A 13,683-nucleotide genomic window follows, 5' to 3' on the forward strand; every position below is an offset into this window, starting at 1 on the left:
CCTTCAGGTTCGGGCAAATCGACGTTTATTCGCACCCTGAACCGCTTAGAAGAACACCAGAGAGGACGCATTGTGGTAGATGGCATTGAGTTGACCAGTGACCTGCGCAACATCGACGCCATTCGCCGCGAAGTGGGCATGGTTTTCCAGCAGTTCAACCTGTTTCCCCATCTCACGGTCTTGCAGAATGTAACCCTCGGCCCGATTCATGTGAAGAAAATGAAAAAGGCCGAGGCAGTTGAACGGGCCATGGAGCTGCTCAGGCGGGTGGGAATCGCTGAGCAAGCGGAAAAGTATCCTGGTCAACTTTCGGGGGGGCAGCAGCAGCGGGTGGCCATTGCCCGCGCCTTGGCCATGAATCCGGCGGTGATGCTTTTTGATGAGCCGACCTCGGCGTTGGATCCGGAGATGATCAAAGAGGTGCTGGACGTGATGCGGGAGCTGGCCCGCTCGGGCATGACCATGGTGTGTGTAACCCACGAAATGGGCTTTGCCCGCGAGGTGGCGGATCGAATTATTTTCTTCGACCGCGGCAAGATCGTGGAAGAAAACACCCCCCAGGAGTTTTTCAGCAACCCCAAGGAAGAGCGTTCCCGCCTTTTTTTGTCGCAGATCCTTTCCCACTAAGGGGCTACGCTTAGAGAGGCGCAAGCCGTGCCAGAAAGGCTCCCTCCGGCTCTTGGTAGAGAATTTGTCCCTGCCAGCCGTGGGCGTGGGCATAGCGCAGCAGGGTCTCCGGATCCACAAACAGCCAGGGAAAGGGATCCCCGCGCTGCCCGTTGTACTCGGCCACAAAGTTCACCACCTTGGCTTTTGCCTCGCCCGCCGCTTTCAAGTCCTTCCCCTTCTCCCAATCCTCGGCTTCAGAATCGGCTGAACTTTCTACCTGCGGCAGATCCGCCGAGCCGCCATCTTCCCTGAGGTCGCTTAGATCGGTGGAATCCACAAGCAACTGGCCGGTGGGCTGAACCCAGTGGCGGGCCAAGGTTAAAAAACGCTCCAATCCCGCCAGGGATCCCACCAGGCCGACGCCGTTCATCAGCAGCAGCAGCGTATCGAAGGGCTCCTCCGGCCCCTCCCAGGAGAACAGGTCGGCGGCGATGCGGCAGCGCACCCCCCGTTCGGCCATGATCTGCAGAGCCACCGGAGAGCGATCCAGGGCGGCCACGGCCAACCCCTCCTCCTGCAGCAGCAGGCTGTGGCGGCCTGTGCCAGCGCCGATGTCCAACACCCGACCGCGACACAGATCCAAAGCCAGGGCCTCCACTTCCGGCAGCTCCTGGGTGAAGAACACCTCCGGCGAGACCACCTGGGGCTCCTCTGCTAGTGGGATCCCCTCGGCGCTGTAGGCGTGCAAGCGCAGGGATCCCCTGGCCTGGCCCCGGTGCCAGTCCCACAGGGCTTGCTCGAGCGGATCCTGAGGCAAAGGGTTTTCGACAACCTCTATCATGGGAAGGGAAAGCCAGCGTCTTGCCCCGATGTCGCATTGCTTGACGCCGCCGCTATCGTCCTTTTGCGATCGCTGCAGGGGTTTGGGCCCCATCTCTGCAGGCTAACCGGGAGACTGAGCCACAGCGTACACCCAGAAGAGCCTCGGCAACCCCCTCTGTTCCTGTCTCCATTGTGGAGCACCTGGAGCGCCAATACCGCAACAGCCCTTCCTACCGGCCCGATCCTTCAGGTATGCTTCAAGAAAGCTCTTGAAGATCCTTGAAGAGGGGGGTTCCAGGAGCTTCCTGAAGGTGTGAGCGATACCCCTGCTGCCCGGATTCTGCTGTTGTTCTCTTCTTTGGGGCCCATGGTTGCCAAGTCTCCGCCACCCATCGTCTACATTGCTCTGGGGCTCCTGCTCCTCTGGGGCGGTCATCGCGCTTGGCGGGCGGGCTACCTTCGCTGGCCGCCAGGGATCTCGCTGCCAGGGTTGGGCAGTAGGGCCCAGGATCTGCTCTTAACCAGCGGCGAGCGCACCCTCTTTGCCGATAGCAGCCCCGCCGCCGTGGCTGCCGCAGAGCTCATCCGCCAGGGCAATTTTGGGGCGGCGATCCCGCTCTTGGAGATGGGGCTGCAGAACAACCGCAACGACCCGGAAGCGCGCATTTTTTTGAACAACGCCCGCGCCCGGCAACAGGGCAACCCCTTGAGCTTGGCCGTGGTGGTGCCCATCTCCAGCAACCCCAACCGCGCCAAAGAGACGCTGCGGGGCGTGGCCCAGGCCCAAGAGGAGCTTTTCCAACAGGGGGGCCTTGGGGGGCGGCTGCTGCGGGTGGTGATTGCCGACGACGGTGATAACCCGGAGCGAGCGGCGGCAGTGGCCAAAGCGCTGGTGGGCCAGCCTGAGATTTTGGGGGTGATCGGCCACAACGCCAGCGATGCTACCCTGGCGGCGGCTGAGATCTATCAGTCTGCCGGCCTGGCCATGATCTCCTCCACCTCTACCAGCACCCGCATCAGCCTGCTGGGGAACGCCATCTTTCGCACCGTCCCCTCCGACCAGATTGCTGGCACGCAACTGGCCCGCTATGTCCTTAACAAGCTGCGCCTGCAGAGGGTGGCCATCTTCTACAACCCCAACAGCGCCTACAGCACCAGCCTGCGCGACGCCTTTGCCTCCACCCTGACCAGCGAAGGGGGGATTGTGCTGGCCACCTTTGACCTAACAGCCGCCGATTTCAACCCCCAGGCCAGCCTCCGGAGAGCACTGGAGCAGGGATCCCAGGCGGCTTTCTTGGCACCCACGGCTTCCGTAGCCGAACAAGCGCTGGCCGTTGCCCGCCAGAACGCCCTCCTCGGCCAACCCCTTGCCCTGGTGGGGGGGGATGTGCTCTTCAGCCTCACCACCCTCAAGGAAGGGGGAGCAGCGGTGGAGGGCATGGTGGTGGCGGTGCCCTGGCATCCCGATCTTCCCCGCAGCCGCGGCTTTGCCCAGAAGGCAGCCCAGATGTGGGGAGGGCAGGTGAGTTGGCGCACCGCCCTGGCCTACGACGCCACCCGTGTTCTTCTCCAGGCTATTCGGCAGGGATCCCCCAGCCGCAGCGGCATTCTCACTGCCCTCGGCGACTCCAACTTCCGCTTGCCAGACGGCGCTTCCGGGGAGGTGCGCTTTTTGCCCTCCGGCGACCGCGATGCCCCCAACGTGCTGGTGCGCATTGAACGGGGCAACCGCTCCGGCACGGGCTACGACTTTGTGCCTCTCCCCTAGGGATCCCGGCAAGCGCTACAGTGGGGGATGCTCTCAACTCTCTCCATCTCCTCAGCTCGGACGGATCCCATGCCCAGCCGGATCACCGCGTGTTTCCAGGCGCTGCGCAGCCGCGGCGAAGCCGCCCTCATCCCCTACCTCACCGCCGGGGATCCCGACCTGGAAACCACCTTTGAAGCCCTGCAAGTTTTGGATCAACACGGCGCCGATCTCATCGAGTTGGGGGTGCCCTACTCGGATCCCCTGGCCGATGGGCCGGTGATCCAAGCAGCAGCTGCCCGCGCCCTCAGGCGGGGTGTTACCTTGGGTGCCATATTGCAGGGCTTGAGGTGCCTCTCCCTGCAGGCTCCCCTCATCCTCTTCACCTACTACAACCCTATCCACCAGCTCGGCCTCCCCACCTTTGTACAGCAACTGCGCCGGGCCGGCTGTGCTGGCTTAGTCGTCCCCGACCTGCCCCTGGAAGAGGCCGGATCCCTGCGGGAAGCAACGCAGGCAGAGGGGATCGACCTCATTTTACTGGTGGCCCCCACCAGCCCCGCGGAGCGGATGCGCCGTATTGCCCAACAGTCCAGCGGCTTTATCTACCTGGTCAGCACCACCGGCGTCACCGGCGAACGGGCCACCCTGGAGCAGCGGATCCCGGCCTTGCTGCAGCAGTTGCGCCAATACACCTCCCTGCCGATCGGGGTGGGCTTCGGCATCTCCACCCCCGACCAGGCCAGCCAGATCGCCCGTTGGGGAGCCGATGCCGCCATCGTGGGCAGTGCCTTCGTGCAACGGCTGGCCAAAGCCCCCACCCCCGCCCAAGGGCTACAGCAAATCGCCCACTTCTGCCGGGATCTCAAGGCTGCCCTGCAGGGGATAAGCACCCCACAACATTGACAGCCGATGGCTTTGCCGCTAGCTCAAAACAAGGGAAACGAATGTTTACCTTACGACTGAAACAAATGTTTACATTTTATCCGCATCCTCGCCGACCCATTGCCCGCCCGCGGCCCCATCAGAGACAGGAGATCGGCGGCTGAGCAGGCAGCTCGGCGTTGGTTTATTTGTAAATCTTTACAAAACACTCATCCCTCCCGCGCTATAAAATTGACCTGGATGCTCGGCTGTCTGAAGGTCGCAGAAGTTCTTGACCTATCTCAAAATCTGGGGCTTCGGTGGGGGTAATCTGCTCCACAGGATCCCCGGTTTTTGGGGAAACGGGATCCCACAAGAGAGCTTGGGATTCGGCTTTTGAGAGGTTCAGCCAGTCGCTCATCGCTTTTTGGAAAGACCAGAAGGAGATCCATCATGCAAGACGCCTTTACCCGGGTGATCGCTCAGGCAGATGCACGCGGCGCCTTTTTAAGTGATCAAGACTTCGACCGTCTGGCGGCTTTGGTGGCAGAGGGCAACAAGCGCCTGGATGCGGTCAACCGCATGACCAGCAACGCCGCCCAAATCGTAACCAACGCAGCTCGGTCTTTGTTTGCCCAGGAGCCGGATCTGATCGCTCCTGGGGGCAATGCCTACACCAACCGTCGCATGGCCGCCTGCCTGCGGGACATGGAGATCATCTTGCGCTACATCACCTACGCCACCCTGGCGGGGGATAGCTCGGTGCTGGAAGATCGCTGCCTCAACGGCCTGCGGGAAACCTACATTGCGCTGGGGGTGCCCACCACTTCTGTGGCCAATGGTATCGCTGCCATGAAGAAAGAAGCCCTGGCCAAGATCATGGATCCGAAAGGCATCACCCCTGGCGATTGCTCGGCGCTGCAAAGCGAGGTGGCCAGCTACTTCGACAAAGCCGCTGCCGCCATCGTCTGAGGACGGCTGGGTTGTCCCTCTTCAGACCTGTTGAATCCATCTTTCTGATTGGGTAGGTGGAGATCCTCAAGTTGGGACGTAATCCGCCATTCCTGCAGAACGTTCGTTAACAACCAAATCGATGAATTTAGGAGTTGCAAGGTGAAAACCGTCATCACTGAGGCGATTGCTTCCGCTGACAATCAAGGGCGTTTTCTCAATGCCAGCGAGCTGCAGGCGGTCAACGGCCGTTACCAGCGTGCTGCTGCTTCCCTGGAGGCGGCCCGTGTCCTGACCCAAAACCAACAAACCCTGGTGCGGGAAGCGGTGCAGGAAGTGTTCAAGCGCTTCCCCTACCTGACCCAGCCGGGCGAAATGGGCCACGGCGATGTGTTTCAGGCCAAGTGTGCCCGCGATATCGGCTACTACCTCCGCTTCATCACCTATTCTCTGGTTGCGGGCGGCACCGGCCCCCTCGATGAATACTTGGTAGCCGGGCTGCGGGAGGTGAACCGCTCCTTCAACCTCTCTCCGAGCTGGTACATTGTGGCTCTGCAGTACATGAAGAACCGCGCTCTGGGCATGCTGAGCGGCCAAGCGGCCAACGAAGCGGCCATCTACTTCGACTACGCCATCAACGCCCTCAGCTAAGGGATCCCAGGGCTAGAGATCCCCACTTGTGGGGAGTGGACGATCTCTTTCTTCGTCTTCCAGTTGTATGTCTCTCCAGAGCAGGCGGGTCTGGCCCCGCGGTTTTCGGGTTGAGTCAGCATTTTGGCTCCTCTTCAGCCGAATGGGTTGGTCGCCTGCTCTTTGTCTTAATCGTTCTGGGCATTGCCCCATGGCAGGGCGGAGCAGCCCGCAGAAGCAGCCGATATGGCTTGTCGGGTGAAGGGCGGCTCCTGCCTGTGTTCTGGACGAAACCCAATATAGGTATCTGGGGAAAGCGATGTTTGGTCAAAGCACCACCGGCCCTGAAACCCTGACGGAAGCTGGCAGCCGGGTTTACAGAGTTGAGTACACCGGCCTGCTCAACCCGCCGGATGCCCTGGCCACCTCTGCCAAGGTGCGTCGCAGCACCCTGAGCACCACCGTTCCCTACAGCCGCCTGTCTGCCGAGATGCAGCGCATTCTGCGAATGGGCGGCAAAATCGTGCAGGTCATCGCTCTGGCGGGAACCGATGCCGCCTCTGCCCAAGGCAACGGTGCTGCTGAGTAAGGGCTGCGGACAGAGTTGCCCAAGGGTCATGAACAGCTCTGCAAAGGTTCGCATGGCATCCAACACGGCGGTGCTGCCGCAACAGCTCACTTGGGAGCAGGCGATAGCCCGGCTGCAGGGGGATGACCTGCAAGAGCGGTACTATGCCGCTTGGTACTTGGGCACGATTCGGGATCCGCGCGGGGTAGAGCCGTTGCTTTTGGCGTTGCAGGATGAACGGGATCGCACGGTCTTGGGGGGCTATCCGCTGCGGCGCAATGCTGCCAAGGCGCTGGGGCAAATCGGCGACGTGCGAGCCGTACCCGGCTTGATCGAGGCGCTCACCTGTACCGACTTGCATGTGCGGGAAGAGGCCGCCTATGCCTTGGCCCAGTTGGGGGACAGGCGAGCGGTGGATCCCTTGCTGGCCTTGCTGCAGTCGCGGGAGCAGGAGCAGCCCTGGGAAGCCCTTATCGAGGCGCTGGGCCAGCTCGGCGCCACCGAGGCCGAGGCGGCGATCCGGCCTTTTTTGAGCCACCCTTCGGAGCGGGTGCGTTCGGCAGCCGCCTGGGTGCTCTATCGCTTTACCCAAGCTGAGGAGCTGACCCAGGTTCTGGTGGCGCTGCTGGCTCACCCCAATTTCAGCCTGCGCCAGGCTGCTTTGTTCGACCTGGCAGAATCCGGCTGGGTGGCAGGAGCGCCGCTGTTGGCGACCGCCGATGTAGCCCTCAACCTGCGCATCAACGCTCTGAAGCGGCTGTTCGACGTGGCGCTGCAGTTGGGGCAGGTGTCGCCGGATCGGGCGGCAGCGGCGATCCTCCCGCAACTGGACAAGCTGTTCTAGTCGCTCTCCCCGGCTCCGGCTTTCGACTTCACTTCTAGCTCTGCCTATGTCCTCTTTCTCGGCTGCACAAGTGCTCCCCGCTGCTGTGGCTCAACTGGCCGCCGAGCTGGAGCAGGCCACCTCAGCAGAAGACCTGCTGCGGGTGGTGAGAGCGCTGGGATCCCTAGGCCAGGTGGAAGGGATCCCCCTGCTCATTCGCGCCTTTGGCTTCAACCGCCCTGCCGTGGGAGAAGCCGCCTTGGAAGAGGTGTTGCGCTTTGGGGAGGCGGCAGTACAGCCTTTGCTGGCTAACATCGATGGCTTCGACTACGGGGCGCGCGCCTATTCGGTGCGGGCGTTGGCCCGCATCGGCCACGGGGATGCCTATCCCTTTTTGGCGGAGGCGATTGTAGCGGACTTTGCCCCCAGCGTGCGGCGGGCGGCGACCCGTGGGCTGGGGCGGGTCGCTGCACGGCGGCCCCTCTCCGACCAAGAGCAGGCCCTGGAGCTGCTGCGTCAGTGCTTGGGCGACGCCGATTGGGGCGTCCGCTATGCCGCCGTCGGATCCCTGACGGATTTGGCTCGGCTGGGAGAGGCATCTTTGCGATCTGCCGTCGAGGCAGCCCTGCAAATGGCCTTGCAGGATACGGATCCCTTGATTCCCCTGCGCGCCCAGTTAAGTCAGCAGGAGCTGGCAGCCGATCCATAGCCCTGTCCCCCTTTGTCGTCTCTTGTTTCTTCAAGGAGCACCACCTATGTCTCTTCCGTTGCTTGCCGATCGTCCCACCACCCAAAATGAGCGGGTGCCTCGTTACTTTGTGCCCAGCGACGAAACCCCGCCGGTCTATCGTCCTGATGACCCGACGGGCGTGGACAACATCATTCGCGCTGCCTATCGCCAAATCTTCAGCGAGCATCTGATGCTGGAGAGCTATCGACAAAAAGCTTTGGAGTCGCAGTTGCGCAACGGAGCGATTTCGGTCAAAGAGTTTGTGCGCGGCCTGGGCAAGTCGGAGGTGTACCGGGATCTGGTCATGGTTCCCAATGACAACTACCGCTTCATCGAGGTCACTTTCCAGCGCTTCCTGGGCCGGCCCACCTACAGCCAACAGGAGCGCATTAAGTACTCCATCATCGTTGCTACCCGTGGGCTGGATGGCCTCATCGACGCTGTAGTGGATAGCGAGGAGTACAACGCCGCTTTCGGGGACGATGTGGTGCCCTATCAGCGCCGTCGCCTCTCCGAAAAACCCGCTAACTTGGTGACCCCCCGCTATGGAGCCCGTTGGCGGGATGTCTCCGGCGTGAAGCGCTCGACCCGGGAAGTGGTGCGCACCTACCGTCTCACCCGCCCGCCCAAACCCGGGGATCCGGAAAACTTCCTCAACATGGCCCGCATGCTCAATCCCCAGCCGGCGGCGCGGCAAAACATCAGCGTCTTCGATCTGAAGATCCCCGACATGACCACCAGCCGCCGCTAGCACTGGACAAACTTTCCAGGACGATCCCTCGCGGGATCCGTCGGGCCGATCGATCCGATGCTGTTCGGGTAGGTCGGCTCGCGGCTGTGCTTGGGCAAGATTCGTTATAATTCTGAGTGATGCTTCTTAACACTTGGGTTGCATGAAGAATCCGGTTGTGCGGGCTTTTTTTGTTGGCAAAGCCGTAGCAGATGTTCTGCGGGAGCGTTGGGAGAGCGCCCTTGCCGACATTGCCGGAGAAGTGGGCAAGGTGTGGGCTGAGCTACAGGAGGGCTGGCAAACCTTTGCCCAGGATGTCATGACCCGAGCTGAGGCAGAAGCCTCGGTGGCTGCCCAGGAGATGGTGCCCCCTCCTTTCAAGACAGAAGATTTGCAGGCAACTCTGGACGACCTGCGGGCAGAAGTGGCGCAGTTGCGCTCCGAGTTGCAGAAATATCGGAGTCGAAACGCTTGAATGCCAGCACACTCCGATCCCGAACCTTTTTGGGATCCGAACCCGTCAAGCCCTATACCGCCTACCGTTGGGCCCGGGAAAACTACACCCGCTGGGGCCGCCTTCTGGATATTTGGCGATTTGTGCTCACCTGGCTGTTCTACCTCTGGCTGGATCAGCAGGCGTGGAGCTACGGGGGGCAGGCCACACCAGAGCGCAAGGCCAAACGCCGCCGCGCCAGAGCCATTTGGATCCGTGAAACGCTGCTCCACCTCGGCCCTACTTTTATCAAAGTGGGGCAGTTTTTCTCCACCCGCGCCGATCTCTTCCCCTCTGAATATGTCGAGGAGCTCTCCAAGCTGCAGGATCGAGTGCCTGCTTTTGGCTACGAACAGGTGGCGGCCATCGTGCAGCAGGAGCTGGGCAGGCCAATAGCCCAGATCTACAGCTATTTCGATCCCACCCCCTTGGCGGCGGCCAGCTTGGGGCAGGTGCATCGCGCCAAGCTCAAGACCGGCGAAGAGGTGGTGGTCAAGGTACAGCGCCCAGGGCTGACCCGGCTGTTCACTATCGATCTGGAGATCTGCCGCGGTATTGCCGAGTTTTTTCAGTACCGCACCCCTTGGGGCGGGCCGGGCCGGGACTGGATCGGCATCTACGAAGAGTGTCGGCGCACCCTCTGGGAAGAGGTGGACTACCTCAACGAGGGCCGCAATGCCGATACTTTTCGTCGCAATTTTCGGGACATGCCGCAAATTGCCGTCCCCAAGGTGTACTGGCGCTACACTTCCCCCCGTCTGCTGACATTGGAATACCTGCCGGGGATCAAAATCAGCGATTACGAAGCCCTGAGCGCGGCGGGGCTGAACCGCAAGGTCTTGGCCCGCTTGGGGGCAGAGGCCTATCTGCGGCAATTGCTCAAAGACGGCTTTTTTCATGCCGATCCCCATCCGGGCAACATTGCCGTCAAGCCGGATGGCACGTTGATCTTTTACGACTTCGGCATGATGGGCCGCCTGCGCTCCGATGTGAAAGAGAAGCTGATGGGCACGCTGGCAGGTGTGGTCTCCAAAAATGCCGATCGGGTGGTGGCCTCGCTGGTAGAGCTGGGGGTGCTGGTGCCCACCGCCGATCTGGCGCCGGTGCGTCGCTCCGTCCAGTACATGCTGGACCACTTTATGGATAAACCCTTTTCCAGCAACTCAGGAGCAATCTCGGTGGCGGCCATTAGCGAAGACCTCTACGAGTTGGCCTACGATCAGCCGTTTCGCTTTCCGGCTACCTTTACCTTTGTGATGCGGGCTCTAACCACGTTGGAGGGGTTGGGAAAGGGGTTGGATCCGGAGTTCGACTTTATGGAAGTGGCCAAGCCTTTCGCGGAGGAGCTGATGAGTTTAAACGGAACCGAGACCGAGACTCTCTTGGCCCAGGTTGGCCGCCAGGCGGCTGAGTTTACCAGCAGCAGCCTCAGTTTGCCCCGCCGCCTCGAATTGACCTTGAGCAAGTTGGAACAAGGAGAACTGCGCCTGCGGGTGCGATCGAGCGAGGCAGAGCGCCTGCTGCGCAAGCTGAACAGCACCGGCTTGGGGGTTATTTATGCAGTGTTGTTTGCAGCCTTCTTTCTGAGCGCAACCCAGCTCCTTTTGGCCGGACATGCTACCTTAGCCGTTATCACTTTGGTTTTGGCTGCCCTCGCTGCTCTTGCTTTAATCAGGGTACTCTTGAGGTTGAATCGGTCAGAGCGATTGATGTGATGCGACGATACGCCTGCGCTACGGATCCGGGCAAGGTTCGCAGCAGCAACCAGGATGCCTACTACTGCGATCCGGAAGGACGTTACTTCATCGTTGCCGATGGCATGGGAGGGCACGCTGCCGGGGCAACGGCTAGCTTGTTGGCCGTCGAGACCATCCGGGCCTATCTGGATCGAGGCTGGAAAAACGTGCCGGCACCCAAGTTGCTCAGCGAAGCGGTAGAAGCAGCCAACGAGGCCATCCTCAAGGACCAGCGGCAAAACCCGGAGCGGGCCGACATGGGCACCACCGTGGTGGTGGCCTTGGTGGATCCTAACAACAATTGCTGGAGCGCTCACATTGGCGATTCTCGCCTCTATCGCTTGCGGGGATCCGAGATGCAGCAGATGACGGAGGATCACACCCTGGTGGCCCGCTCGGTTCGCCAAGGGGAGTTGACTCAAGAGCAAGCCCGCGTCCACCCCTGGCGACATATTCTCGAGCGCTGCCTGGGCCGGCCCGATGCGGGGCCGCCTGCCGTGCAGCCGATTACAGTTTGTCCGGGGGATCGCCTGCTGTTGTGTAGTGACGGGCTCACCGAAGAGCTGGAGGACGAGGCTATCGCCGAGTATTGCCTGCAGGTAGAGGACTTGGAGCAGCTCCCCCGCAAGTTAATCGAGGCGGCCAAAGAGCGGGGCGGGCGAGACAACATCACGGTGGTGATCGCCGAATATGCCTAGTTGGCAGCCAGCTAGAGACGGTATTGCCGGTACACTTCGCCGGCGGCGCGGTGCAGCAGCGAGTGGCGGTACACAAGGCGGGCAAGGTCTTGGCCATAGCCGCCGCCGATGACGCAGGCGACCGGATGGCCCCGTCTCACGCAAGTATCCAGCACCTGCATGTCGCGGCGAAACAGCCCCTCGTCGCTGAGGGCCAGCTTGCCCAAGAGGTCTTCTGCGTGGGGATCCACCCCCGCGTCGTAGAGCACCAGATCGGGGCGCACCTGGGCCAAGAGATCCGGCAAGTGGTCGGCCAAGATTTGTAGATAGGCTTCGTCTTCCAGGCCCACCGGCAGGGGCACATCCAGGTCGCTCTGTTGTTTGGTGGCCGGGAAGTTGGCGGCGCAGTGCATGGAGAAGGTAAACACCCGCGGCTCGGAGCGGAAGATCCAGGCGGTGCCGTCGCCCTGGTGCACATCCAAGTCTACAATCAGAACCTTGTGCACCAGCCCCTGCTGCAGCAGGACTTGGGCGGCAATGGCCAGGTCATTGAAAATACAGAAGCCGGAGCCGTAGGTGGGAAAGGCGTGGTGGGTGCCGCCGGCGGTATTGCAAGCCAGGCCGTGGCGCAGGGCCAACTGGGCGGTCAGGACGGTGCCGCCCACGGCTCGACAGGTGCGCCGCACCAGCTCAGGGCTCCAGGGCAGGCCGATGCGCCGCTGCAGCTTGGCTTCCAGGGATCCCTCACAGTAGGCCCGCACGTACTCTGGCGTGTGCACCGATTCGATCCAAGCCAGGGGAGGCAGCTCCGGCTGATGCACTTGCTGAGAGCGGATCACCCCTTCCCGCAGCAGCAGCTCGTGCAGGAGGCGGAATTTGGGCATAGGAAAGCGATGGCCCGGCGGCAGGGGGGCGCTGTAGTCGGGGTGGTAAACGACGGGCAAAGACATTCAAAGCAACCGGATTGACGGCGGTGGGCATAGCCTATGACAGCTTCAGTGCTTATGGTAGAGGTAGCCCGCTCCTGTCAGATCCCTGCGGAAGTCTTGCTCTGTTCTCTTCTCTGGATTGCCGCGATTTCCTATGTTCACTTCCTCGGATCCCTTTTTGGATCGCCTCTTGGCCCAGCGCTATCGCCTCACCCATCTGCTGGGGCAAGGAGGCATGGGGCGGGTCTATTTGGCCCAAGATCTGCTCTTTGGCGGGGTGGAAGTGGCCGTTAAGCTGCTCTCCCAGCCGGCAATGGACGAGCAGGCCCGCCTGCGCTTCGAGCGGGAAGCGAAAGCCTGCGCCGCTTTGGGCCAAAAGAGCCTGCACATTGTCAAGGTGAGCGACTACGGCATCACTGCCGATGAGGTGCCCTTCTATGTGATGGAATACCTGAACGGCCAAACCCTCAAGGATATTCTGGCGGCGGGACCTCTGCCTCTGGAGCGCTTTTTTCGGCTGGCCCGCCAAATTGGCCTGGGGCTCAAAGCAGCCCACGAAGGGATCCTCTTGGAAGGGCAGCGGATCCAGGTCATCCACCGCGACCTCAAGCCGGCCAACGTGATCGTGGTGGCCGACGAGAGCTTGGGGGAGCTGGCGAAGCTGGTGGATTTCGGCATTGCCAAGCTGCTCAACACCCGGGAGTCGCTGAGCCTCACCCACGCCTACTTGGGGACGCTGGCCTACTCCTCCCCAGAGCAATTGGAAGGGTTGCCGCTGGATGCCCGCTCCGACATCTACAGCTTCGGGATCATCCTCTACCAGATGGCGTCCGGCCAGATGCCTCTCCAGCCCACCACGGAATCTTTCCCGGGCTGGTACCAGGCCCACCACAAGCAGCGCCCCCTGCCTCTGGAAGAGCTGGGACTGCCCGCTGGCCTCTCCGACCTCATCCTCAGTTGTTTGGCCAAAGATCCAGCCGCCCGTCCGCCCACGGTGGCCAATGTGTTGGCAGAGCTGGAGCGCATCCAAGCCGGGATCCAAAGTTCCGCCCCTGTTGCCTTTCCATCGCCAGGGATCCGTGGCGCCTCGCTTCGGGATCCTGCTCCTTTAGCCACAGCCGGCACGCTGCGTCTCAGGCCCGTGACAGGGGCCACTGCGGCGGAAAACAGGGGACCCCTGCGCCTGATCCCCTTCTTGGCGGGCGGTTTGCTGGGTTTAGCTTTGGTGAGTTGGGGGTTGGGGCGGTTTCTGCAGCGCCCTGCGCCTCCGGTGATCTCCGGCTCTCGCCCCTCGCCAGCTCCCACGGAGTTAGAGGATGAGCGCCCCGGAGCGGGTGCGCAGCCCGATACGGCCCCTGAACCTCTTGCTCTGGA

Annotated in this window: 15 protein-coding genes; 13 read left to right on the top strand and 2 right to left on the bottom strand. The window is 61.8% G+C overall.

Translation table 11 applies throughout. The features are described 5' to 3' along the window. Positions 1–627: amino acid ABC transporter ATP-binding protein (locus tag NW857_RS01595; protein WP_414367783.1), on the top strand; the 627-nt coding region annotated here is incomplete at its 5' end. A gap of 10 nt (positions 628–637) precedes the next feature. Here NW857_RS01595 and NW857_RS01600 read toward each other — a convergent pair. Further along, positions 638–1,450 carry a class I SAM-dependent methyltransferase gene (locus tag NW857_RS01600; RefSeq protein WP_414367784.1) on the bottom strand — a complete coding sequence of 271 codons (813 nt, stop codon included), beginning with the start codon at positions 1,448–1,450 and terminating at the stop codon, positions 638–640. A 294-nt stretch (positions 1,451–1,744) separates the two neighbouring features. Between NW857_RS01600 and NW857_RS01605 the strand changes: the two genes are divergently transcribed. The 11 genes from NW857_RS01605 to NW857_RS01655 all read left to right on the top strand — a co-directional run bounded on the left by NW857_RS01605 (position 1,745) and on the right by NW857_RS01655 (position 11,401). Further along, positions 1,745–3,199 (top strand): ABC transporter substrate-binding protein, encoded by a 1,455-nt coding sequence (locus NW857_RS01605; RefSeq protein WP_414367785.1) that lies wholly within the window; start codon positions 1,745–1,747, stop codon positions 3,197–3,199. 69 nt (positions 3,200–3,268) lie between these two features. Next, a complete protein-coding gene (trpA, locus tag NW857_RS01610) occupies positions 3,269–4,084 on the top strand; it encodes a tryptophan synthase subunit alpha (protein ID WP_414332452.1) in 816 nt (271 codons plus the stop codon). Positions 4,085–4,492: 408 nt separating this feature from the next. Continuing rightward, complete coding sequence (locus tag NW857_RS01615; protein ID WP_304411987.1) at positions 4,493–5,014, top strand: phycocyanin subunit beta; 522 nt, start codon at positions 4,493–4,495, stop codon at positions 5,012–5,014. A 141-nt stretch (positions 5,015–5,155) separates the two neighbouring features. Then, entirely contained in the window at positions 5,156–5,644 is a 489-nt protein-coding gene (locus tag NW857_RS01620; protein ID WP_414332378.1) for a phycocyanin subunit alpha, read from the top strand. Between the two features lie 298 nt (positions 5,645–5,942). After that, positions 5,943–6,212 carry a phycobilisome linker polypeptide gene (locus NW857_RS01625; protein ID WP_414332380.1) on the top strand — a complete coding sequence of 90 codons (270 nt, stop codon included), beginning with the start codon at positions 5,943–5,945 and terminating at the stop codon, positions 6,210–6,212. 52 nt (positions 6,213–6,264) lie between these two features. Beyond that, positions 6,265–7,035: a HEAT repeat domain-containing protein gene (locus NW857_RS01630; RefSeq protein WP_414332382.1), complete on the top strand. Its 771-nt coding sequence runs from the start codon at positions 6,265–6,267 to the stop codon at positions 7,033–7,035. 46 nt (positions 7,036–7,081) lie between these two features. Further along, a complete protein-coding gene (locus NW857_RS01635) occupies positions 7,082–7,723 on the top strand; it encodes a HEAT repeat domain-containing protein (protein ID WP_414348508.1) in 642 nt (213 codons plus the stop codon). A 46-nt stretch (positions 7,724–7,769) separates the two neighbouring features. After that, positions 7,770–8,495: a phycobilisome rod-core linker polypeptide gene (locus tag NW857_RS01640; RefSeq protein ID WP_414332386.1), complete on the top strand. Its 726-nt coding sequence runs from the start codon at positions 7,770–7,772 to the stop codon at positions 8,493–8,495. A 142-nt stretch (positions 8,496–8,637) separates the two neighbouring features. Further along, positions 8,638–8,949, top strand: coding sequence for a DUF6825 family protein (locus NW857_RS01645; protein ID WP_414332387.1), 312 nt, complete (start codon positions 8,638–8,640; stop codon positions 8,947–8,949). Then, a complete protein-coding gene (locus NW857_RS01650; protein ID WP_414337890.1) occupies positions 8,946–10,682 on the top strand; it encodes an ABC1 kinase family protein in 1,737 nt (578 codons plus the stop codon). The genes NW857_RS01645 and NW857_RS01650 overlap by 4 nt, the downstream gene beginning before the upstream one ends. After that, the gene (locus NW857_RS01655; protein ID WP_414332391.1) at positions 10,682–11,401 is read left to right on the top strand and encodes a Stp1/IreP family PP2C-type Ser/Thr phosphatase; all 720 of its coding nucleotides are present in this window, start codon (positions 10,682–10,684) and stop codon (positions 11,399–11,401) included. Before NW857_RS01650 ends, NW857_RS01655 begins: the two co-directional genes overlap by 1 nt. 11 nt (positions 11,402–11,412) lie before the next feature. Here the strand turns inward: NW857_RS01655 and NW857_RS01660 are convergent, their stop codons facing one another. Continuing rightward, positions 11,413–12,330, bottom strand: coding sequence for a histone deacetylase (locus tag NW857_RS01660; RefSeq protein WP_414332393.1), 918 nt, complete (start codon positions 12,328–12,330; stop codon positions 11,413–11,415). Positions 12,331–12,463: 133 nt separating this feature from the next. Here NW857_RS01660 and NW857_RS01665 point away from each other — a divergent pair. Then, positions 12,464–13,683 (top strand): serine/threonine-protein kinase (locus tag NW857_RS01665; RefSeq protein ID WP_414367787.1); only part of this gene is annotated, 1,220 nt, incomplete at its 3' end.

This window comes from Synechococcus sp. H55.9 (assembly GCF_047462355.1).
Classification (GTDB): Bacteria; Cyanobacteriota; Cyanobacteriia; order Thermostichales; family Thermostichaceae; genus Thermostichus.